Origin of the sequence: Brevibacillus sp. FSL L8-0520 (assembly GCF_037963895.1) — a bacterium.
GTDB lineage: Bacteria > Bacillota > Bacilli > Brevibacillales > Brevibacillaceae > Brevibacillus > Brevibacillus borstelensis.
This window is the reverse complement of record NZ_CP150171.1, coordinates 4,795,732-4,817,598: the sequence shown is the minus strand read 5'-3', so window position 1 is coordinate 4,817,598 and position 21,867 is coordinate 4,795,732. Positions and strand designations below refer to the sequence as shown.

At 53.8% G+C, this 21,867-nt stretch carries 18 protein-coding genes; 14 read left to right on the top strand and 4 right to left on the bottom strand.

What is annotated here, in order from left to right; genetic code table 11:
* The first annotated feature begins 9 nt into the window (after positions 1-9).
* The 7 genes from argB (at position 10) to NSQ24_RS23555 (ending at position 9,773) form a co-directional block, all read left to right on the top strand.
* Positions 10-822, top strand: coding sequence for an acetylglutamate kinase (argB, locus tag NSQ24_RS23585; protein WP_003388286.1), 813 nt, complete (start codon positions 10-12; stop codon positions 820-822).
* 12 nt (positions 823-834) lie between these two features.
* Positions 835-2,016 carry an aspartate aminotransferase family protein gene (locus NSQ24_RS23580; RefSeq protein ID WP_243014479.1) on the top strand — a complete coding sequence of 394 codons (1,182 nt, stop codon included), beginning with the start codon at positions 835-837 and terminating at the stop codon, positions 2,014-2,016.
* Positions 2,017-2,228: 212 nt separating this feature from the next.
* Positions 2,229-3,335, top strand: a complete 1,107-nt coding sequence (locus NSQ24_RS23575) for a carbamoyl phosphate synthase small subunit (protein WP_339166726.1) — start codon at positions 2,229-2,231, stop codon at positions 3,333-3,335.
* Positions 3,328-6,564 (top strand): carbamoyl-phosphate synthase (glutamine-hydrolyzing) large subunit, encoded by a 3,237-nt coding sequence (carB, locus tag NSQ24_RS23570; RefSeq protein WP_122958880.1) that lies wholly within the window; start codon positions 3,328-3,330, stop codon positions 6,562-6,564. The genes NSQ24_RS23575 and carB overlap by 8 nt, the downstream gene beginning before the upstream one ends.
* Positions 6,509-7,480, top strand: a complete 972-nt coding sequence (gene argF, locus NSQ24_RS23565; RefSeq protein WP_003388282.1) for an ornithine carbamoyltransferase — start codon at positions 6,509-6,511, stop codon at positions 7,478-7,480. The genes carB and argF overlap by 56 nt, the downstream gene beginning before the upstream one ends.
* Positions 7,481-7,909: 429 nt before the next feature.
* A complete protein-coding gene (locus NSQ24_RS23560) occupies positions 7,910-8,461 on the top strand; it encodes a DUF5317 domain-containing protein (protein ID WP_243014478.1) in 552 nt (183 codons plus the stop codon).
* Complete coding sequence (locus NSQ24_RS23555) at positions 8,445-9,773, top strand: HD-GYP domain-containing protein (RefSeq protein WP_003388278.1); 1,329 nt, start codon at positions 8,445-8,447, stop codon at positions 9,771-9,773. The genes NSQ24_RS23560 and NSQ24_RS23555 overlap by 17 nt, the downstream gene beginning before the upstream one ends.
* Before the next feature lie 52 nt (positions 9,774-9,825).
* Here the strand turns inward: NSQ24_RS23555 and NSQ24_RS23550 are convergent, their stop codons facing one another.
* Positions 9,826-10,377 (bottom strand): histidine phosphatase family protein, encoded by a 552-nt coding sequence (locus tag NSQ24_RS23550; RefSeq protein ID WP_122958881.1) that lies wholly within the window; start codon positions 10,375-10,377, stop codon positions 9,826-9,828.
* A 141-nt stretch (positions 10,378-10,518) separates the two neighbouring features.
* Between NSQ24_RS23550 and NSQ24_RS23545 the strand changes: the two genes are divergently transcribed.
* A complete protein-coding gene (locus NSQ24_RS23545; RefSeq protein ID WP_003388275.1) occupies positions 10,519-10,950 on the top strand; it encodes a hypothetical protein in 432 nt (143 codons plus the stop codon).
* Between the two features lie 14 nt (positions 10,951-10,964).
* On the opposite strand, the gene NSQ24_RS23540 is transcribed toward NSQ24_RS23545, so the two are convergent.
* Together NSQ24_RS23540 and NSQ24_RS23535 are read right to left on the bottom strand one after the other, a co-directional pair.
* Positions 10,965-11,720, bottom strand: coding sequence for a VanW family protein (locus NSQ24_RS23540; protein ID WP_155808051.1), 756 nt, complete (start codon positions 11,718-11,720; stop codon positions 10,965-10,967).
* A 414-nt stretch (positions 11,721-12,134) separates the two neighbouring features.
* On the bottom strand, positions 12,135-12,899 hold the full coding sequence (locus tag NSQ24_RS23535; protein ID WP_039070245.1) for a MerR family transcriptional regulator: 765 nt from the start codon (positions 12,897-12,899) through the stop codon (positions 12,135-12,137).
* A gap of 650 nt (positions 12,900-13,549) precedes the next feature.
* Between NSQ24_RS23535 and NSQ24_RS23530 the strand changes: the two genes are divergently transcribed.
* The 4 genes from NSQ24_RS23530 (at position 13,550) to NSQ24_RS23515 (ending at position 18,637) form a co-directional block, all read left to right on the top strand.
* Positions 13,550-14,809, top strand: coding sequence for an argininosuccinate synthase (locus NSQ24_RS23530; protein ID WP_024985321.1), 1,260 nt, complete (start codon positions 13,550-13,552; stop codon positions 14,807-14,809).
* Positions 14,806-16,251 carry an argininosuccinate lyase gene (argH, locus tag NSQ24_RS23525; RefSeq protein WP_172920878.1) on the top strand — a complete coding sequence of 482 codons (1,446 nt, stop codon included), beginning with the start codon at positions 14,806-14,808 and terminating at the stop codon, positions 16,249-16,251. The genes NSQ24_RS23530 and argH overlap by 4 nt, the downstream gene beginning before the upstream one ends.
* 243 nt (positions 16,252-16,494) lie before the next feature.
* Positions 16,495-17,064 (top strand): RNA polymerase sigma factor, encoded by a 570-nt coding sequence (locus NSQ24_RS23520; RefSeq protein WP_031932636.1) that lies wholly within the window; start codon positions 16,495-16,497, stop codon positions 17,062-17,064.
* Positions 17,057-18,637: a DUF4179 domain-containing protein gene (locus NSQ24_RS23515; RefSeq protein WP_339166719.1), complete on the top strand. Its 1,581-nt coding sequence runs from the start codon at positions 17,057-17,059 to the stop codon at positions 18,635-18,637. Before NSQ24_RS23520 ends, NSQ24_RS23515 begins: the two co-directional genes overlap by 8 nt.
* Before the next feature lie 105 nt (positions 18,638-18,742).
* Here NSQ24_RS23515 and NSQ24_RS23510 read toward each other — a convergent pair whose 3' ends face one another.
* Entirely contained in the window at positions 18,743-19,900 is a 1,158-nt protein-coding gene (locus tag NSQ24_RS23510; RefSeq protein ID WP_003388268.1) for an iron-containing alcohol dehydrogenase, read from the bottom strand.
* A 372-nt stretch (positions 19,901-20,272) separates the two neighbouring features.
* Here NSQ24_RS23510 and ftsE point away from each other — a divergent pair, with 372 nt between their 5' ends.
* Together ftsE and ftsX are read left to right on the top strand one after the other, a co-directional pair.
* Complete coding sequence (ftsE, locus tag NSQ24_RS23505) at positions 20,273-20,959, top strand: cell division ATP-binding protein FtsE (RefSeq protein ID WP_003388266.1); 687 nt, start codon at positions 20,273-20,275, stop codon at positions 20,957-20,959.
* The gene (gene ftsX / locus NSQ24_RS23500; protein WP_003388264.1) at positions 20,949-21,845 is read left to right on the top strand and encodes a permease-like cell division protein FtsX; all 897 of its coding nucleotides are present in this window, start codon (positions 20,949-20,951) and stop codon (positions 21,843-21,845) included. The genes ftsE and ftsX overlap by 11 nt, the downstream gene beginning before the upstream one ends.
* Positions 21,846-21,867: the final 22 nt, after the last annotated feature.

The window sequence follows — 21,867 nt, the reverse complement described above, 5'->3', positions numbered from 1 at the left end:
AGGTATAAAATGCAGGGCATTGTCGTCATAAAATGCGGGGGCAGCACGATGGAGCAGCTACCCGGGAGCTTTTTTCAAACAATTGCACGGCTTCAGAAAATGGGGAAGCAGCTCGTGATCGTCCATGGAGGGGGACCCGCCATCAACAGCATGCTGGAGCGGCTGGCGATATCTTCCGTATTCGTGGACGGCCTCCGCGTGACCTGCGAGGATACACTGGAGGTTGTGGAAATGGTGCTCTGTGGCCAGATCAACAAATGGCTGGTCAGACGCCTGACAGAACACGGAGCGAGAGCGTGGGGCGTGAGCGGGATGGATGGAAGCATGCTCACGGCGGTACGGACGGAAAAGCCGCTGGGCTGGGTAGGCGAAGTGAAGGCGGTAGATGCCGCGATCCCGCGGACCATTCTCGGTCAGGGGTACGTGCCGGTGATAGCTCCGCTTGCCGCAGGAATTGACGGGGCAGAGAGGTACAATGTAAACGCCGATGTGTCGGCAGGAGCGATTGCCGCTGCATTGAGAGCTGAAAGCCTGATCATGGTGACGGACGTTCCGGGCATTTTAAAGCCGGAGGCGGATGGCACCAAAGCGCTTGTTTCCAAAACGGATGAGGCTGAAATCGGACGCATGATCAGCGAGGGAATGATCACAGGCGGAATGATCCCCAAGGTGCAGGCTGCGCTCGATGCGCTTTCCGCCGGGGTAGCGCAGGTCGTCATATGCCGCGGCACAGCGGAAGATTTGCTTAAGGTTTGTCAGGGTGAACCGGCCGGCACGGCAATCGTGGCTGCCGCAGCCGAAAAAAATCAAGCAGCACGTTGAGGAGGAGAAACCATGAGTACGACGACTGCTCCACTCCATTTGATGAATAACTATGCAAGATGGCCGATACACCTCGTAAAAGGGAAGGGAAACCGGGTCTGGGACGAGGCGGGCAAGGAATATTTGGACTTCATCTCGGGGATTGCCGTTACGTCCTTGGGACATGTGCCGACAAAAGTAGCCGGCAAGCTGCATGAACAGCTGGATATGCTCTGGCATTGCTCCAATCTGTTCCACGTTCCCGGCCAGGAGAAGCTGGCGGCAAAGCTGAGCGAGCTGTCGGGTCTTTCACGGACACTATTTTGCAACAGCGGCGCCGAGGCGAACGAAGGCCTGATCAAGCTGGCACGCCGCTATGCACAGAAGGTGAAAGGGACAGACCGCTACGAAATCATTACGTTTGGCCAGTCGTTTCACGGGAGGACGCTGGCGACCCTGACCGCCACAGGCCAGGAGAAGGTAAAAGACGGCTTCCTGCCGCTTCCCGAGGGATTCGTAACTATTCCCTACAATGATCTGGCGGCGGTGCATGAAGCCGTAAATGAAAAGACATGCGCCATCATGCTTGAGCTGGTGCAAGGGGAAGGCGGCGTGCATCCTGCAGATGAGAAATTTGTCAAAGGGCTCCGCCAGATTTGCGACGAACACGGCCTGCTGCTTTTGATCGATGAGGTGCAGACCGGCATCGGACGGACCGGCACCTGGTTTGCTTTTCAGCAATACGGCATTTTGCCCGATGCGATTTCGCTTGCAAAGGGACTTGGCAGCGGATTCCCGATCGGCGCCGTTCTGGCTACCGAGGAAGCGGCTCAGGCATTTGCCCCCGGCACCCACGGGACGACCTTCGGCGGCAATCCGCTCGCTATGGCTGCAGGTTTGGCCACGCTGGAAACCATCGAGGAAGACGCAATGCTGGAGCGGGTGAACGAGCTGCATCAGCTGCTGGTAAGCAGCTTGCAGCAAATCAAGGCAGCCTTTCCGGACAAAGTGGTCGAAATCAGAGGCAAGGGCCTGCTTTTGGGGATGGAGCTTTCGATCCCGGCAGCTCCTGTACTGGATTACGCGCGGGAAAAAGGGCTGCTGCTGTTGCTCGCGGGACCTCAGGTCATACGGATGCTGCCGTCGTTTATTACAACGGAAAATGAAGTGGCACAGGCAGCAGCGGTGCTAAAGGAAGCGATCGCCCAAACGTAGCTTTCAAATAGAGGGGACGGTGGGTAAGACGTGTACGCGTGCCAGTGAAGAGAAGCTTTATGGCCACGCAAAAGACAGCAGGAAAATAGTTGCAACGAGTAGGAAAAGATAAAAAACTCGTTGCATTTTTATAATCATAAATGTATATTAATACAGTAAGTTGCATAAATTTTCGCAAGTGAGTGCCCTTTGGAGAGGAGTGGCTTTCATAGATGGATAAAGAGAAACAGGGATTGGGACCAGGTTATTTGACGCTGGAGACAGGTGAAGTATTCGCCGGAACGCTGTATGGAGCGCCGCTGGAAGGAATCGGGGAAGTGGTTTTTCATACAGGAATGACAGGGTATCAGGAAGTGATGAGCGACCCGTCCTTCGCCGGTCAGATCGTCACGTTTACGTATCCGCTGATCGGCAATTACGGAGTCAACGACAACGATTACGAGGCAGCCAAGCCCGCTTTGGCCGGGATGGTCGTCAGTGAGCTGTGCATGGAGCCCAGCCACTATCAATCGGTTCGCACACTGGCGGAAACGGCAGAGGATTTCGGCTTTCCGATCCTGGCGGGTATCGATACGCGGACGATTACGAAGCGAGTGCGCCAGGACGGGCCGCTGTGGGGAGCCATTTCCGATCAACCCCTGGCAGCGGAAGAAGTAGCCGCACTCAAGACCAAACACATCAAAAAGTCGCTGGTCGCAGAAGTATCCTGCCAAGAGATAAAACGCTACCCGGGCTCGCAGGAGCATGTGGTGCTGGTCGATTTGGGGATGAAGCAATCGATTCTGGACGCGCTGCTGGAGCTTGGCTGCCGGGTGACGGCGGTGCCGTTCGACACGCCGTACGCCCAGATTCAAGCGCTGCAGCCGGACGGACTGCTCTTTTCCAATGGACCCGGCGATCCGGAAGATCTGCTTGCCTATTGCAGTGAATGGAGAAAAGCGGCTGAGCAGTATCCGACGCTCGGTATCTGCCTTGGTCATCAGGTTCTCGCGCTGGCGTTCGGAGGAAAGACGGAGAAACTGAAATACGGCCACCGCGGAGGAAACCATCCGGTCAAGGAGCTTGCGACCGGCAAAGTATACATGACCTCGCAAAATCACGGCTATGTCGTAAAGGAAGAGTCGCTGGACAAACGGCTGCTCACGGTTACCTACCGCAATGTAAACGACGGATCGGTAGAGGGCATTCGCCATCAATTGCTGCCGGTCATGAGCGTCCAGTTCCATCCGGAAGCCCATCCGGGGCCAAGCGACACCTCACATATTTTTCAACAATTCTTGCAGTCGATGCGTGTAGTGGGAGCGAAGAGATATGCCTAAATTGCCGCACATTCAAAAAGTGTTAGTCATCGGGTCGGGACCGATCGTGATCGGTCAGGCGGCGGAGTTTGATTATGCCGGAGCACAGGCCTGCCTTTCCCTGAAGGAAGCGGGGGTCAAGGTCGTGCTTGTGAACAACAACCCGGCCACGATCATGACAGATGAACAAGTTGCCGACAAAGTCTATTTGGAGCCGCTGACGGTAGAGTCCGTGACAGCAATTATCGCCAAGGAGCGTCCGGACGGCCTTTTGCCAACGCTGGGCGGTCAGACGGGATTGAACCTAGCCGTGTCCCTGGCGGAAGCGGGCGTATTGGAAAAGTACGATGTAGAGCTGCTGGGAACTCCTTTGGAAGCGATCCAAAATGGTGAAGACCGCGAGCTGTTCAAGAAGCTGATGCAAAAAATCGGCGAGCCTGTGCCGGAGAGCGCCACTGTCGAATCTGTCGAGGCTGCGGTCGCCTTTGCCGACTCCATCGGCTATCCCGTTATCGTCCGTCCTGCCTATACGCTGGGTGGAGCGGGCGGCGGCATCGCGGACAGCGAGCAATCCCTCCGGACAGTAGCGGCAAACGGAATCGCCGCAAGCCCGATCGGTCAGGTGCTGATCGAACGCAGCGTCAAAGGCTGGAAAGAAATCGAATACGAAGTGATGCGGGATGCGAGCGATACGTGCATCATCGTCTGCAACATGGAAAATCTGGACCCGGTGGGTATCCACACGGGAGACAGCATCGTTGTCGCGCCTTCCCAGACGCTGACCGACAGGCAGTACCAGATGCTCCGCAGTGTATCCACCAAGGTGATCCGCTCGCTGGGCGTGGTAGGCGGCTGCAATATCCAGTTCGCCCTCGACCCGAACTCGGACAGCTACTACCTGATCGAGGTCAACCCGAGAGTGAGCCGCTCCAGTGCGCTCGCATCCAAAGCGACCGGCTATCCGATCGCCCGGATCGCGGCCAAACTGGCGCTTGGCTACAATCTCGACGAAGTGTTGAATCCGATTACCGGCTATACGTATGCCAGCTTTGAGCCGACGCTGGACTATATTGTAGTGAAAATCCCGCGCTGGCCGTTTGACAAATTTCCGCTGGCGGACCGGCAGCTGGGGACCCAGATGAAAGCGACCGGTGAAGTGATGTCGATCGCCCGCAATCTGGAAGCGGGACTGCTCAAGGCTGTGCGCTCCCTGGAGCAGGGCTGCACGCATCTGAGCCGTCCCGATCTGGCAGCGTGTGATCGGGAGACATTGGTCCAGCTCGTTCAGGAAGCGACCGATGTGCGGCTGTTTGCACTAGCCGAAGCGATCCGAAAAGGCTTTACGGAAAGCGAGCTGCATGGATTGACAGGGATTGATCCGTTTTTCCTGCGAAGCCTCGCAAAGATCGTGTCGTTGGAAAAAGAGCTGGCTGCATGCGAAACGCTGACCCCCGAACTGCTGACGGAAGCGAAGCGACGCGGATTTGCCGACGAGACGATCGCCGGGCTGATCGGCTGCACGGCAGCGGAAGTAAAGCAGCTCAGAGTGCAGTACAACATCAAGCCGACGTATAAAATCGTCGATACCTGCGCCGCAGAGTTCGATGCGCAAACGCCGTACTACTATTCTGATTGGCAGGGTGCCGATGAGGTCGAGGAGCTGACCGGCAAAAAAGTGCTGGTGCTCGGCTCAGGGCCGATCCGGATCGGACAGGGGATTGAATTTGACTACTGCTCGGTACACGCCGCAAAAGCACTGCAGGCAAAGGGGATCGCGGCCATCGTCGTCAACAACAACCCGGAGACGGTGAGCACCGATTACGAGACAGCGAACCATCTCTACTTCGAGCCGCTTCACGCGGAAGACGTGCTGCACGTAGCGGAGCGGGAGCAGGTGGACGGAGTCATGGTGCAGTTCGGCGGACAAACGGCGATCAATCTGGCCGCCAAGCTGGAAGCAGCAGGTTTGACTGTGATGGGAACGAAGCTCGAAGCGATTGAGCGGGCAGAGGATCGCGAGCTCTTTTACGCCATGCTCAGAGGGCTGGATATTCCGCATATCCCGGGGCAGGGTGTATCCACGCTGGAGGAAGCGGCTGCAGCAGCGTCTACCGTAGGGTACCCGGTCCTGCTGCGTCCTTCCTACGTCATCGGCGGGCAGGGCATGGTCGTGGCACATGACATCGATGAGCTATCCGCCACGATTGAGGGATGGTTGAGCCAGCCAAACAGCCAGGACTTTTTCCCGCTTCTCGTCGACAAATACGTACCGGGCATGGAAGCGGAAGTAGATGCCGTCTGTGACGGCCAATCGGTATTGATCCCGGGCGTCTACCAGCACGTGGAGAAGGCCGGGATTCACTCAGGCGACAGCGTTGCCCTTTTCCCGGCACCGTACCTGACTGACGAAGTCAAAGCCACGATCGCACGCTACACCGAAGCCATTGCCCGCGAGATGGGAGCGGTAGGCCTGATCAACATTCAATTTGTCATCAGCGGCGATACGGTATACGTGCTGGAGGTAAACCCTCGCGCTTCCCGTACCGTGCCGATTACGAGCAAGGTGACGGGCGTTCCGATGGTCGAGCTGGCCGTCCGCGCCCAGTTGGGAGAGAAGCTGGCGGAGATGGGGTACAAAGCAGGTCTTTTGCCTGACATTCCGTTTGCCGTAGTGAAAGCGCCTGTTTTCTCGACCGTAAAGCTGACCGGTGTGGACCCTGCGCTCGGCCCGGAAATGAAGTCGACGGGAGAGGTGCTCGGTCTGGGCCATAGTTTCGCTGAAGCGGCAGGAAAGGCGTTTGCTTATAAAGACAGCATTTTTTCAAGCTGGCAAGCAGGACAGATTTGCCTGGTATCTTTGGCGGACGGAGACAAAACGGCAGAGGTGCTGCCTGCGCTGAAGCGATTGCAGGAGCAAGGCGGCGTATTGGCAGGAACGCCAGGAACGGCCGCATGGCTCAAGGAAAACGGCTTGAGCGTCGCTCACGTGATCGGGGATGAGCAGGAGCTTGTGGAGCTGGTTCAGACCGAGGGTGTGGCCTTTGCCCTGATTACGGCGACCAAAGGAAACAGTCGCGGGCGCAGCGGTTTTGCCCTCCGCAGCCGGGCCGTCCAACAAGGATTACCGTTGTTTACTTCCAGTGAGACATTCGCTTTGTATGTGCAAGCCATTTCGGAGAAAAGAGGTGACGGGCATGCAGCCTGTGAAGATATTGGATCGCTTTCCAAACGCACAGTGGGCCAAATTTAAGGGGAAAGACCTTTTGCGGGTCGATGAATTCAGTGGAGAAGAGCTGATGCAGCTTTTGGAGCTGGCGGCTCACATCAAAAAGCTGCAGAAGAACGGTCAGCCGTACCAGCCCCTGCAAGGGAAAACGCTGGGAATGATTTTTGACAAGTCATCCACCCGCACCCGCGTTTCCTTTGAAGTCGGCATGTACCAGCTCGGCGGCATGGCGATGTTTTTGAGCGGCAAAGAACTGCAGCTCGGACGGGGGGAGCCGATCAGCGATACGGCGAAAGTCATGTCGCGCTATGTTGACGCGATCATGATTCGGACGTTTTCCCATGCCGGTGTGGAGGAATTGGCGGAGCACGCCTCGATCCCGATCATCAACGGACTCACGGATGACTTCCACCCGTGTCAGGCATTGGCCGACATGCTCACGATCTGGGAGCACAAGGGCAAGCTGAAGGGGATCAAGCTGGCTTACGTAGGAGACGGAAACAACGTGGCCAATTCGCTCGTGCTGGCGGCTGTGCTGCTGGGTATGGACGTTCGCGTCGCCACGCCGCCGGGATATGAAATGAATGCGGCCATCGTCGAGCAGGCAAAAGGATATGCGCAGGCAAACGGTGGAAAGCTGCTCGTGACCCACGATCCCGTCGAGGCAGTCAAAGACGCTGATGCCGTGTACACCGATGTCTGGACCAGCATGGGCTTCGAGGCGGAAAACGAGCAGCGGCTGCAAGCGTTCGCTGCTTATCAGGTGAACGAAAAGCTGGTCAGCCACGCCAGCCCGGAATACCTCTTCCTGCACTGCCTGCCTGCTCACAGAGGGGAAGAAGTATCTGCCGGCGTGATCGACGGTGCAAACTCCGTCGTCTTTGATCAGGCGGAAAACAGGCTGCATGCGCAGAAAGCAGTGTTGGCTGCTGTTGTGTGAATATAGTTCTAGGTACAAATTCCTATTTATAATTGAAGCTTATAGACTATGAATCTATTATTGCCGAATTTTGTCACTTATGTGTAAAATATAGGCATGAAAGCGCGAAGAAGTACAGACTGTATCTGGTCGCTTGGTCTGTATGGAGCCAGTAGCGAATCCGCCTTTTCCCTCGGGAAAAGGGAAGCTGTACAGGCTGTATTTGGTCGCTTGGCCTGTACGTTAGAGCTAAGTAGCGAAACTAGCTTTCTCCACTATTTATTTAAGGAGGGGAATGGCATGAAAAAATGGTTTGGAGCACTTCTGTTGGTAGCAGGTATCGTTGCTGCAACTTCTGCTAACTGGTACGTTGGCTAAAGGTAGGAAAACTAGAGAAACACCGCTTGTTCAAAGTGGTGTTTTTCATTGCTTTTTCGGAGGTAACGAAACATGCTGCTTGACGTGATAGCCTTCTCGTTTTTAATCGCTTTCCTCAGGGGCGGACGGGTAAAGAGCATTCCTGCCTTTAACGGATTGGCCTTTCTGGTGATTTGTATTTTGCTCCAGATTACATCAGGCTTTTTCCCGTCGATTGGTGGAATATTTGTATCCGTTGCCTATCTGGCACTGCTGCTCTTTTTTTACTTCAACAGGGAGCATGAAGACATCAGGATTTTTATGATCGGGTGGTTTTTGAACGCGCTGGTCATCTGGCTGAATGGAGGGCGCATGCCTGTCGATATCGAGCAGGCAAAACAGCTTCCTTACCCGATAGAGCCTTTGTTGAATGGCACGGATTTCAAGCACTCGCTTTTGACGGATCAAACGGTGTTCCCTTTCCTTGCAGATATTATGCATATGCCGTTCCCTATTCCGAGGCTGATCAGTATTGGCGACCTGTTTATTATGTTGGGGACGTTCCTTCTTGTTCAGCGCATTACAAACAAGCCTATCTCTTTAATACGATTGCGCGAAGGTAAAAATTATGCAGAAAAATATTGACCTCACCCGTTTTTTCAAACATCTGTTTATTCAGTTTTTTCTCCCTCTTGCAGCGATCGCCGTATTTGTTTCGGTGCTGCCGGATTGGGAGCCACGCAATCACTGGAGCGTCTTGTTCATCTTTACGCTTTTGACCATCGTAGGGGCTTTTGCCCCTATTAGCACATTTAACGCGAGACTGACTGTCAATAATGCATTGTTTTTTTCGGGAATTCTCTTGTATGGCACATGGGTTGCGGTCTGGGCCGCAGTCGTTGAATTATTGATTGTGACCGTACTGAGCCGTTCTTCCTTGAAGAAGGCCATGTTTAACTGCGGGCAAATCCTGCTGACTCTGTGGCTGGTAGGATTTTTACATCATGCCGCCGACTCGGCCGGTATCCCGTGGATGTTTTCGGACCTGTTGCTGATTCTTGTTTATTGGTTTGTCAACACGTCACTGGTGGCTTCGGGAATCTCCTATTTCTTTCATGTAAAGTGGCTGGACACCTTTGCGAGCATGGTCAAAGGTGGGTCAAACACGTACATTATGCTCATGATTATCGGCGGTATTGGAGCCAGGCTGGTAGCACAATACGGATGGCTTTCGCTCATTCCGTTGCTGGCTGCGTTTATCTCCTTGAATATTGTATTCCGCCAATATTTTCGCAACATTAACAAGCTCCAACAAAAAATGGACGAAATCCAAACCTTTAACCACAGCTTTCTGACGACAATGGCAGCTTCGATCGATGCCCGTGACCACTACACGAGCGGCCATTCGCAGCGTGTGGCCCACTGGGGACGGGAAATTGCGCGTGCTATCGGGATGCCACCGGATAAAGTGGATGAAGTCTATTTTGGCGGCATCTTGCATGACATCGGAAAAATCGGTATCGAGGATCACATTCTCAATAAAAAAGGAAAATTAACACCGGAAGAGTACGACAAGATCAAGCAGCATACGGTGATTGGATATGAAATTATCTTGCAGGCAGGGATGTTTCACGAACTGCTGCCCGCCATTCGCTCCCACCACGAACGGATCGACGGGAAGGGCTACCCGGATGGCTTGAAGGGGGACGAGATCCCGCTGATGGCCCGTATTTTGGCCATCTCCGACGCATTTGACGCCATGGTTGCGGATCGTCCCTACCGGAAAGGACTCCCGGTCGAAGACGCACTTCAGGAGATCAGGAAAGGGGCAGGGACACAGTTTGATGCAGAACTGGCCTACCAATTCATTCGCGTGGTCAGTCAGTTGTCCCGGGAAGAGCTTGAAAAAATAATCCAGCAAGATAACCAAACGCAGTTACAGGAGGTGCTTCAGTAAGAACACCTCGCTGTAACTGTTTTTATTTTCCCGCGTTGCCATCCGGTAACGGTCAGCCGGCAAGCTCGTTCCAGATTCGTTTGATCGTCCACACGCCTTCCTGGCAAGAAATCCGGTAGACGTCCGGGTTGGTCAGGGCTTCCCAGTCGGCAAAGCCGTATGTATCGTCGAGCTGCTTCAGGAGGAGGGCCATCAGACAGCCATGGGTGACCAGTACGGTATGAGAGAAGGGAGCGGAAAGCGCATCACGGAGCAAGGATAACCCGCGATTCATGGCTTCCTGGCTGCTTTCACCGCCTTCGTAGCACAGCGTCAGATCAGAAAACGTGTCTCGCAGGCGCTCGTACCAGTCAGGCATCGAATATGCGGAAAGGACTCTCTCTTCGAGCCGGCTGTCAGTCTCGATCTCCAGTCCGAAATGCCGGGCAAGCGGCTCCGCAGTAGCTTGTGCACGCAAATAAGGACTTGCGATGATCCGTTCAACCGGTATGTCCGTAAAAAAGGCAGCCAGCGCGGCAGCTTGCTGGCAGCCCAAAGGCGTGAGTGCCGCGTCAGGGTCCTGGCCCTCTGCTTTACAGTGTCTGACGAGGTAAAAATGTTTCATAGAGAAACCTCCCGTTGCGAGTGAAGTGGACAAAAGCGCAAAGCCGAGTGTAAAAAAGCTTGGACAAGAACATGTGTTTTCTAGATAATAGTGGGAATGGAAAATTCTTTTCCCCGAATCCAAACAGGAGTGTGAAAGTTGATGATTCCTACCTACCAGGACGCCGACATTATTTTGAAGCTGTACCAGCAGTACGAATCGGAGCGAATGCAAGAAGCGAAAAAGTGGTTCTCCCATACGATCGCAAATAAAGAATGGAGCTACGATACGTTCATCGGGCGCTATCCCCGCGGGAGCGAGGAATTTGCCCGTTTTGTCACGCTGTATGGCTTTTTCGAGATGATCGGTGTTCTCCACAAAAATGGTCTCGTCCACCCCGATCTGCTGTTTGACATGTGGTATATCAACGGTTTTTATGTGCCGATGTACCCGATCATCGCAGGGTGGAGAGCGGAGGGCGATATTCACATAGCTGAAAATTTCGAGCGCCTGGCCGCAGCCGAGCTGGCATGGATCAGAGAGCACAAGGGAGAGGAATACGTCCCGCAGGTTCCATACAAAATTCATGCATAACGATGTTGAAACAATTAACCGGAATAGTCTGGACCAGTTGGCGGAACCTCCTCCAGGGTGTATTTGACCTCGGAAAAGTTGCGGATCGCCAGTTCTTCTCTGGTCCGCTTTCCGGTTTTTTTGTCGATCACGAGCCTCCAGATTTCATTGCGTCTGTAATTTTTTCCACCCCGGCGCATAAACTTGTGATTCCGCTCTTCGAGATGATAGGAGAGCGGCCACTCGCGATCTGTGTAAATCGCTCCCTTGAGATGCTTATCTGTCAGATTGACGCGCAATTGAAAGGTTTGCTTTGTCGGGTTGTAGAGGCGAAGATCGACATAGTTGTAAAAAACGCTGGCACCGCTGCCAAAAGGCAGGACGCGCTGATCGTCCGGAAAAGGATCAAACTGATGGTGGTGCCGTTCCGCAATCTCGAGCGGCGTGTGAAGCGCCATCCAGAAGAGCAGGTTGGCAAGCTGGCACAGGCCGCCGCCAACACCTGTTCGCACCTCTCCTTGTGACAAAAGCAGTCCTTCCACGTAGCCTTTTTCCTTTGTCGTCTTGCCTACCCGGTTCCAGAAGGAGAAGGTTTCCCCGGGCCTGATCAGCAGTCCGTCAATGGACGGAATCGCAATCCGCAAATTGATGATTTTGTTTTCCTGCAGCTGCGGGTCGGAGCTCCCCAGCTTTCTCCGAAGCAAGGACTGATGCTTTTTGCACGTGAATGAAAAAGAGGGGGCTTGCTGCTGGCGGGCAAAGCGAACCCCGGAAACGCGGTCAGACAGCATTCGGCCGATTCTCTTTTGGCTGACCCGCAGGTGATAGAACAAGGGATGAAGGCGAGACAGTGTCAGGGAAGTCACATCCTTTACTCAAGAGATAGTCAAAGCGAGAAGGCAGGAGAGCAGGTAAATCCATTGCCAGCTTCAAACAGGCACCGCTTAGCGGGGCGCGGCGGGAGAGGCATGCGTTCAAACATCGGAAGCCGGTCAATTCAGAATCGTCTGATATGATCATACACGAGTGATTCACATTTTAAAAATGAACAGATAAAAACGGGCTGTACCTGGTCTTGCCCCTTGGTACAACCCGTTTTTCAGCCTTTCGCACTACCGCGGCATTCGGCTAAGTCTATTGTTTCATGCCTGTGGCACTTTTCAGCAGGTTTACTGTTTTATGCCTGTGGCACTTTTTGGCAAGACCTACTGTTTCATGCCTGTATAGATGTGGATCGCGTCTCTCAAAAATTCGGCCATGCCTGGCTGATTCTGATCGTAGTACGCTTTGAACCGCTCGTCATCTACATACATTTGAGCAAGCCCTGCATGTGCCTCTTTGCTGTACTCGCTCCAGGAGTGCATCAGCCACTGCTTATGCAAATCCGCCGCTTTTTGGGCGAGAGCGCTTCCCGGATCGCCGGTTTTGAACGCCTCAGCCAATGTGGTGGCAACTTCACTCTCCAGGCGCTTTACTTCCCCAAGCTGCTCCTGTGTCATGTTCTTCAGCTTTTGATTGGATTTGTCTACAACGTCGTCTCCGTACTTTTTGCGAATTTCTTCTCCGTACGTTTTCTCGTTATCGTCAATCAGCTTTTGTTTAAACCCTTCGAACTTCTCTTGATCGGTCATGGTCATTCTCCCTTCCATAGAAGCGATTGTCTTTTCAACATTTTTGATCAGCAGATCGAGCTGCTTTCTTCTGTCGAGGAGCTGCTCACGATGTTCTTTTAGCGCCTGGGCCCGGCTGAAGGACGGGGAGGTCACGATCTCCTTGATCACGTCCAGCGTAATCCCCAATTCTCTGTAAAACAGAATTTGCTGCAACCGATCGACCTCCGCCTGACCGTAAATCCGGTACCCTGACGAGTTGATTCTCGCCGGCTTAAGAATCCCGATCTCGTCATAATACCGCAGCGTTCTCGTACTGACTCCCGCCAATTGGCCCAGCTTCTGCACCGTATATTCCATGTGCTCACCTCCTGACACCATCACTGTACACCTTTACGTATGCGTCAAAGTCAACGGGATTTGTAAAAAAAATTTCCGGAAAAGCTTGTCTGCTTCTCAAAAACGTCAGGGCGACCTCCGCTTGCCTTGATATGGCTAGGGAGAGAAGCGAAAGGACCAGGCTCTGACGAACACGGAGTATCTTCTCGGATCGGCAAACCCCAACGGCCTGTATGCATTTTCATGAAAGGAAAAAGCATATCTATGCAATTGGCGGATCATGTACCTGTTATGAACGGAGTAGGCTAAGGCGGGGTACACTTCTTTGCCTCTTCTTTATATTCATTACTTCCAACAGGTTGGCATGCGTCTGCTTTATCTATAGTCCTCTCATTTGTTGAAGACCTCGCCTGACCGTGGCAGCAGCTTTGACCGTTTGGCTTCGCGGATGATAGACTCCGCTTCACCGAAGGAATCAAAGCTGTGCAGGTCCAGGCAGCCCGTGCTCGATCGCTTGAAGGCTTCGGGGAAACCTCTGCCTAGGATCGAGGCTGCTGCTCTAGTTGTAACATGAAAAAAAGAAGGAGGAAACAAAAAAGGCGTTGTATTTTTATAAGTTAGTATGTATAATTACTCATAAATAATTTTTCTACACGGGGAGAGAAAGAACGATGGCAAAAGATAAAATTGTTTTGGCCTATTCAGGCGGTTTAGATACATCTGTAGCGATCAAATGGCTGCAAGACACATACAATTACGACGTCATTGCGGTAGCGCTGGACGTAGGAGAAGGAAAGGACCTTGATTTTGTCCAGAAAAAAGCGCTGCAGGTCGGTGCACTGAAGTCGATCGTCGTCGACGCGAAAGAAGCTTTTGCCCAGGAATACGTGCTTCCGGCGCTGCAGGCAAACGCCATGTACGAAGGCAAATATCCGCTCGTGTCCGCTTTGTCCCGCTACCTGATCTCTCGCGTTCTGGTAGAGATTGCTGAAAAAGAAGGCGCTGTCGCTGTCGCGCACGGCTGCACAGGCAAAGGAAACGACCAGGTTCGCTTTGACGTTTCCTTTACGGCTCTGAATCCGAATCTCAAAATCGTAGCGCCTGTCCGCGAGTGGGGCTGGACGCGTGACGAAGAGATTGAATATGCGAAAAAGAACAACATCCCGATCCCGATCGATCTGGACAATCCATACAGCATCGACCAAAACCTGTGGGGCAGAAGCTGCGAGTGCGGCGTTCTGGAAGATCCTTGGGCCGCACCGCCGGAGGGCGCGTACGATCTGACCAAATCCATCGCCGATGCGCCTGATCAGCCGGAGGAAATCGAGATCACCTTTGTCAAAGGAGTGCCGACTGCGCTGAACGGCGAAGAGCTGCCACTCTCCGAGCTGATTCTGAAGCTGAACAAAATCGCCGGAAACCACGGCGTCGGCCGCATCGACCATGTGGAAAACCGTCTGGTCGGCATCAAGTCCCGGGAAGTGTATGAGACTCCTGCCGCGACGACATTGATCCTGGCGCACCGTGAGCTGGAGTTCCTGACCCAGCCGCGTGAGGTGGCCCAGTTCAAGCCGATCATCGAGCAAAAAGTAGCGCAGGTCATCTACGAAGGACTCTGGTATTCGCCGATCCGCAACGCCCTGCAAGCCTTCATCGAAGAAACCCAAAAATACGTCACCGGCGTAGTACGCGTGAAGCTGCACAAGGGGCATGCCATCGTCGTCGGCCGAAAATCGGATTCGACCCTCTATAGCCACGAGCTGGCTACGTATGCGGCGGGTGACCAATTCGATCACAAAGCGGCGATCGGCTTTATCAAGCTGTGGGGCCTGCCGACCAAGGTATACGCTCAGGTGAACGAGGGCGTGCTGCATGAAAATATGAAAACGCCGATCAAGATTTTGGACGAAAAGGATGCGATTGTGCAATGAAACTGTGGGGAGGACGCTTCACGAAGCCGACGAATCAGCTTGTAGAAGAATATACAGCTTCCATCTCTTTCGACCAGCAGATGTGGCGGCAAGATATCGTCGGCAGCCTGGCTCACGTGGCGATGCTGGGAAAGTGCGGCATCCTGCCGATGGATGAGGTCAGGCAGATTATTGCCGGCCTGAAGAAGGTAAAGGAAAAAATCGAACGGGGCCAGGTGCAATTTCTCGTGGCCCACGAAGATGTGCATATGAACATAGAAAAGATGCTGATCGAAGAGATCGGTCCGGTCGGCGGCAAGCTGCACACGGGACGGAGCCGCAATGATCAGGTAGCTCTCGATATGCACTTGTATTTGCGGGAAAAGCTGATGGAGATCATCCAGCTTTCCATGTATCTGCAAGAGGCGCTGTTGGAGCAGGCGAGCAGCCACCTGGATACGGTGATGCCGGGCTACACACATCTGCAGCGGGCCCAGCCGGTCCTCTTCGGCTACCATATGATGGCGTATGTGTCCATGCTGCAGCGCGACATCGAGCGGATGCGCGACTGCTGGAAACGGGTAAACGTGCTGCCGCTCGGGGCGGGTGCGCTGGCTGGCACCACATTCCCGATCGACCGCGCTTTCGTCGCCGAGCTGCTGCAGTTTGACGGCATTTACCTGAACAGCATGGACGCCGTGAGCGATCGCGACTTCATCGTGGAGTTCCTGGCAAGCGCCTCCCTTTTGATGGCGCATCTCTCCCGCTTGTGTGAGGAGCTGGTGATCTGGAGCAGCCAGGAATTTTCCTTTGTGGAGCTGGACGATGCATTCTGCACCGGCTCCAGCATCATGCCGCAGAAGAAGAACCCGGATGTGGCGGAGCTGGTCCGCGGAAAGACGGGGCGGGTGTACGGCAACCTGTTTGGTCTTTTGACCGTGCTGAAAGGACTGCCGCTCGCGTACAACAAAGACATGCAGGAAGACAAGGAAGGCATGTTCGATACGGTTGCGACTTTGCATGGTGCGCTGGCTCTGCTCACGCCGATGATCCAGACGATGCAGGTCAAGACGGACCGGATGCGCCAGGCCGTGACGCAGGACTTTTCCAACGCCACGGACCTCGCCGACTATTTGGTTCGCAAGGAAATGCCGTTCCGCCAGGCGCATGAAGTGGTGGGACGCGCCGTGCTCTACTGCATCGAGCAGCAGAAATACTTGTTGGACCTGTCGCTCGACGAGTTTCGGATGTTCTCCGCTGACATTGACAGCGACGTGTATGAAGCACTGGCAGTGGAGACTGTCGTCAATGCCCGCAATGTTCTCGGGGGAACAGCGCGTGGCCAGGTGGAAGCGCAAATCTCCGCATACCGCGAGCTGCTCAAGGAGACACACGCTTGGGTCGACAAGAACAGCCAAAAGGTTATGATCGAATCATTGATTGATGTAGGGTCGCCGGCGTAAGTCCGGATGAACAACCTCCAAGTCCGCTATTACAGTGGCACTTGGAGGTTTTTTGACGTTTCCGTCAAGGCTTCCAACAGTTTTTCCGGATTGTCCGAGCTGACTACGGCCTGCTCTTGCAGCTTCCTATAAAATAGCAGGGAAGGATGCGTTATACAAATTGAAAAAAACACAAATTTTTTTTGAACCAAATTTGGTTGAGCGGTGAATATAGAGCAAAAGAACCTGCGAGGAGGACAAGTTGTGAAGGAAGCGGAGTTATCCGTCAAGTACCGAAAAGGCGATAGTGCCGGCTTCGAAGAGCTGGTACGGCCTCACTTGGCGATGGCATATCGTACAGCCTTGCTGATCATCCACGATCGGCAGCTGGCTCAGGATGCTGTACAGGAGGCCTTGTTTGAGCTGTATCAGTCTCTGGATCGCTTTGATCCCGACAGAGGCGTGTCGTTTCGGACCTGGTTTGCCAAAATCGTCACGCATCGGGCACTCAACGCCGTTCGCAGACACAAACCTGTCAGCGAATATCAGGAATGGGCCGATGAGTCGACCAATCCTCTGAATAGCGTGATCGAAAGAGAGGAGCAGCAGCAGATTTGGAAGGCCATTTGCGAGATGAAGGTAAAACACCGCACCGTCGTGATTTTGTACTACTACGGAGATTTCAGCGTTGCGGAGATTGCCGAGATGCTTGGCGTATTTGAGGGAACCGTGAAATCCCGGCTGCACCACGCCCGGAAGCTGATTGCCGCCAAACTGCAAGGGCGAGATGACGCACCCCATTTGTCAAAGATAGGAGTGAGTGCAAATGAGTAAGCACGATCAGGAGATTGCTGCCGTATTGCATCGCGTGGCTGAGCAGGAGAAGATTCCGGATTTTGTGATGCCGACAGCAGCGATCCGCCCCAGACCGCGCCAAAGCAAGCGGCATTGGTATCGCTGGGCCTCCATGTCAATCGCCACAGCGGGGGCGGTCTTGTTTGCAGCGGGAGTCGGCACGTATGTGTCACCGGATTTTTCCGCCCAGGTAAAGTCATTGATCGGACAGGGAGTTTCGAACAAGACGCATCCGGAGGGAGCTGCACAAGCGGCGCAAGAGAAGGTTCGAGCATTGTTTGGACAGGGAAGCCTGGACAAGGGTATCGAGAGGGCAACGATTGAGGGGCATGCCCGATCGGCCAATGCCTCTGTTACCGACCAAGGCATTACGATTGAAGTCCAGGCGATTATGGCTGATCCTACCCGGGTGTTCGTATCCTACCAAATCAAAAAGACGGACGGGACTCTGATCGATCCACAGGAGATTTGGAAGAACCTTGAGAAAGTCATCGCACTGACGGACGAGAAAAATCAGCGGCTGACCAGCGGAGTCGGTGGAGGAGGGGACAGGGAGAGACATCTCGGTTACCTCAGTTTTACCTTGGAGGATTTGGATAAGCGGCCGGTTCCTGATCAGATGAAGCTGCTCATCGATGTGCGGAAAATCGGAACAATAAAAGGCCACTGGAAGCTGGAGGTGCCGTTTTCCATGAAGGAAGCGATCGCCGCCACCCGCATTATTCCCGTCGATGGCCGGTACACAACGCCGCAAGGGCTGCAAATCTCGCTTCACACGGTAACAGAAGCTCCCTCGTCTACAGTGCTGGGGATTGAAACCAAATGGGATGAAGGAGCGAAAAAGAGGCTTTCACAATATGCCCGGGAGATGACGGGAAAAACGCAAAACCCGGATTACGCTCCTTATGTCCCGTATCAGCAGTATCGCCTGGAGTATCGGATACTGGACAAAAACGGCAATGACGTAACTGCCTATAAAAATGAAGGCCAGGGTCTCGAGCAGGGAATGCTGACGGAGGGACGGGGTTCCGGCGACCGATACGGACACTTTACGTGGAATACTGCCTACGTGCCATTTGGAGAAAGCGGTCCGTTTACGTTTGTGTTGGACGCCGTACATGTGACAGAACCGGCAGACCTGACGTTTTCATTCCAGCCGGAGAAGCTGGCGGCTGAGCCGAAGAGCGTCGAGTACAAGGGAAGTCTGTTTACGGTGAAAAGCTTGAAAGCGGAAGACCCTCGGGTCCGCGAAAACAGTACGGTTCTTACGGTGGAAGCAGCTCTCCGGGACATTTCCTCCATTGAGTATGTCTGGTGGGTAATTACGGATGAGAGCGGGAAGTCCTATCCGATTAACGGCGCTTCCTACGACAGCATCGGGAAAGATGCCCAAGGCAGAGAAATTATGAGGTTCGGTCTGGATGTGGGAGAGATGGAGCAAATCCCGAAACAGCTGACGATTTCCTTATCGGCCGTGACCAAAAGGTATGCGGATGTCGACTGGAGCGTCGAATTGCCGGTCAAGCAAACGAGCAAGACACCGGAGAAATGAGCCTTTTCTGACATGGGGGCATACGTCTTCCCGCAGCCCAAAAAAGCAAAAAAGGGATAGAAGCCCGTGTAATGGCTCCTATCCCCTTTTTTTGTTCCTGAATGCTTAGAGGCACATCCGCAAAATCTCGGCCACATCTTCGCTAGCCAGCTTTTTAAAGCGTCCAATCGGCCCGAACGGCGTTGCCTTCTCGGCCATCAGTTGAAGCTTTTCATCACCGATCTGATAGTCAGCCAGCCTGGTAGGCGCACCGATGCGGGCGAAGAATGCCTCTGTCGCCTCAATCCCGGCGAGGGCAATTTCGTCATCCGTTTTGCCTGCCGGATCGACGCCCCATACCTCTGTCGCGTAGCGCTTGAAGCGCTCCACATTTTCGCGGTAGACATAACGCATCCATTTCGGGAAAATAATCGCCAGACCGCCGCCATGCGGAATGTCGTAGACGGCGCTGACCGCGTGCTCGATGGAGTGGGTAGCCCAGTCGGTTTCCACTCCGACCGGCAGTGTGCCGTTTAATGCCATCGTTCCGCAGTAGAGGATGTTGGCGCGGGCGTCGTAATCTTCCGGATTGGCCAGCACGCGCTCGGCATTTTCGATGACTGTCTTCAGGATGGCTTCCGCAAAGCGCGTTTGCAGCGGGATTTCCGGGGTGTGGCTGAAATACTGTTCAAATACGTGGGACATGATGTCGCACATGCCGTAGATCGTCTGGTCCCGTGGTACGGAGAAGGTATTCTCCGGATCGAGGATCGAGAAGGTCGGGAACGTGGTAGTGCCGCCAAACTTCTCTTGCGTCTCCCAGTTCGTCACCACGCTGCCGCGGTTCATTTCGGAGCCCGTTGCGGCGAGTGTCAGAACGGTGCCGAGCGGGAGCGCTTTTTGCGGTGTAGCCTTGCGGGTGTAGAAATCCCAGACGTCCCCTTGGTACGGTACGCCGACAGCGATTGCTTTGGATGCGTCGATCACGCTTCCGCCGCCGACAGCCAAAATCCAATTGACACCCTGCTCTCGGCAAATGCCGATGCCTTTTTTTACAGTCGACAGGCGAGGGTTCGGCTCTACGCCTGCTAGCTCATGAACCTGGCAGCCTGCCTCCTGAAGCAGGGAGATAATTTTGTCGTACAGACCGGTGCGCTTGATGCTGCCGCCTCCGTAAACGAGCAGGACGGAAGCTCCGAGCTTGGCGGCCTTATCCTTCAAATGAGACAATTGTCCCTTTCCGAAAATCAATTCGGTCGGGTTATGGTAAATAAAATTATTCAACGCAAAAAGCCTCCTTTACGAGTCGTACTCTTTTATTGTAGCCAAGGGAAATCAAACAAACCAGGTGACGATGGGCAGCAAAGTGCAGGGAAAAACCGCAAATCCAGCCGAAGGAAACCGATCAAAAACAAAAAGAGATATCGATTCGACAAGAAATGAGAGATTTAGTGGATACCATCCTCGAAACACGGTGGTATAATAGAACGGATGGCTATATGCGCTGTCGTATTTTACCATCTCGCGGCAGCATAAGACGGATGGATGCAAGCTTTGTCGGATAAGGACGGTTATTCATTTATTTGCGTGTGTACATAAAAACGAGGATCTAGAGAGCATAGACATATGGATCTGACAATGTAGGATGTGATTTGCTTGATCGAGATGTTTGACGTCTGGAAAACCTATCCCAATGGCACGAATGCCTTGAAAGGGATCAATATTCGCATCGAAAAGGGCGAATTCGTGTATGTAGTAGGACCGAGCGGTGCGGGAAAATCGACCTTCATCAAGCTGATGTACCGCGAGGAAAAGCCGACGAAGGGGCAGATTTTTCTCGGGGGATTCAATGTTAGCCGGATCAAGGAGCGCCAAATTCCGATGGTGCGGCGCAGTATCGGCGTCGTATTCCAGGATTTCAAGCTGCTCCCGACCTTGAGCGTTTTCGAAAACGTGGCCTTCGCCATGGAAGTCATCGAAGCTTCGCCGAAACAGATCAAGCCGCGCGTCATGGATGTACTGGGGCTTGTCAAGCTGAAGCACAAGGCAAAAATGCTGCCGAGCGAGCTGTCCGGCGGCGAACAGCAGCGTGTCGCGTTGGCGCGGGCGCTGGTAAACAACCCGGGGATCATCATCGCGGACGAACCGACGGGCAACCTGGACCCGGAAACCTCGTGGGAGATCATGAAGCTGTTTGAAGAGATCAACCAGCGGGGAACGACGGTCGTCATGGCTACGCATAACCGGGAGATTGTAAACACCATGAGAAAGCGGGTAGTTGCCATCGAGGCGGGACAAATTGCCCGCGACGAGCAGAGAGGGGAATACGGTTATGAAGATTAGAACGCTGGGACGCCACGCCCGTGAAGGGGTTAAAAACCTCGTCAGAAACGGCTGGATGACCTTCGCTTCCATCAGCGCCGTGACCATTACCCTGCTGATTTTGGGCGTGTTTCTGATTTTGGCGATGAACGTCAACTTCTTCGCCCAAAACGTCGAAAAGCAAGTCGAGATTCGCGTATTTATCGACACCCTTGCGACAAAAGACAACATCGCGTCGCTGGAACAAAATATTAAGTCGATTCCCAAAGTGGCGTCCGTTCAGTTTATTCCGAAAGACGAGGGACTGAAGCAACTGAGGGAGAGCATGGGCGAAAAGGCGTACCTGTTCGAGGGAATGGACAAGGAGAATCCTTTGCCTGACGCCTTTGTCGTCAAGACCAAGCTGCCGCAGGAAACGGCCGCTGTCGCGAGCGAGCTCAAGAAGCTGGAGTTCGTCAGCAGCATCAACTACGGCGAAGGAACGGTGGAAAAGCTGTTTGCCGCCACCGGGGCCGTCCGCAACGTGGGGATCGGCTTCATCATCGGCCTGGGCTTCACCGCGATGTTCCTGATCGCCAATACGATCAAGCTGACGATTGTAGCTCGTCGCAGGGAGATCGAGATCATGAAGCTGGTCGGTGCGACCAACTGGTTTATCCGTTGGCCGTTCTTTGTCGAAGGACTTCTGATGGGCATCATGGGCGCCCTGATTCCGATCGTCATTCTGATTATCAGCTATCACTATCTGGTAGACGCGATCAATGGAAGCCTGATCGCATCGCAAATGTTCCAACTGCTGCCGCTGTTCCCGCTCGTCTATCAAGTGGCATTGGCGCTGCTGGCCATCGGGGCCTTCATCGGCATTTGGGGCAGTCTGGTGTCCGTACGCCGCTTTTTGCGGGTGTAATCACTTACTAGGGAGGAGAACT

Coding starts and splice junctions, on each gene's coding strand:
- argB (WP_003388286.1), top strand. CDS start 10: ATGCAGGGCATTGTCGTCATAAAATGCGGGGGCAGCACGATGGAGCAG.
- NSQ24_RS23580 (WP_243014479.1), top strand. CDS start 835: ATGAGTACGACGACTGCTCCACTCCATTTGATGAATAACTATGCAAGA.
- NSQ24_RS23575 (WP_339166726.1), top strand. CDS start 2,229: ATGGATAAAGAGAAACAGGGATTGGGACCAGGTTATTTGACGCTGGAG.
- carB (WP_122958880.1), top strand. CDS start 3,328: ATGCCTAAATTGCCGCACATTCAAAAAGTGTTAGTCATCGGGTCGGGA.
- argF (WP_003388282.1), top strand. CDS start 6,509: ATGCAGCCTGTGAAGATATTGGATCGCTTTCCAAACGCACAGTGGGCC.
- NSQ24_RS23560 (WP_243014478.1), top strand. CDS start 7,910: ATGCTGCTTGACGTGATAGCCTTCTCGTTTTTAATCGCTTTCCTCAGG.
- NSQ24_RS23555 (WP_003388278.1), top strand. CDS start 8,445: ATGCAGAAAAATATTGACCTCACCCGTTTTTTCAAACATCTGTTTATT.
- NSQ24_RS23550 (WP_122958881.1), bottom strand. CDS start 10,377: ATGAAACATTTTTACCTCGTCAGACACTGTAAAGCAGAGGGCCAGGAC.
- NSQ24_RS23545 (WP_003388275.1), top strand. CDS start 10,519: ATGATTCCTACCTACCAGGACGCCGACATTATTTTGAAGCTGTACCAG.
- NSQ24_RS23540 (WP_155808051.1), bottom strand. CDS start 11,720: ATGCTGTCTGACCGCGTTTCCGGGGTTCGCTTTGCCCGCCAGCAGCAA.
- NSQ24_RS23535 (WP_039070245.1), bottom strand. CDS start 12,899: ATGGAATATACGGTGCAGAAGCTGGGCCAATTGGCGGGAGTCAGTACG.
- NSQ24_RS23530 (WP_024985321.1), top strand. CDS start 13,550: ATGGCAAAAGATAAAATTGTTTTGGCCTATTCAGGCGGTTTAGATACA.
- argH (WP_172920878.1), top strand. CDS start 14,806: ATGAAACTGTGGGGAGGACGCTTCACGAAGCCGACGAATCAGCTTGTA.
- NSQ24_RS23515 (WP_339166719.1), top strand. CDS start 17,057: ATGAGTAAGCACGATCAGGAGATTGCTGCCGTATTGCATCGCGTGGCT.
- ftsX (WP_003388264.1), top strand. CDS start 20,949: ATGAAGATTAGAACGCTGGGACGCCACGCCCGTGAAGGGGTTAAAAAC.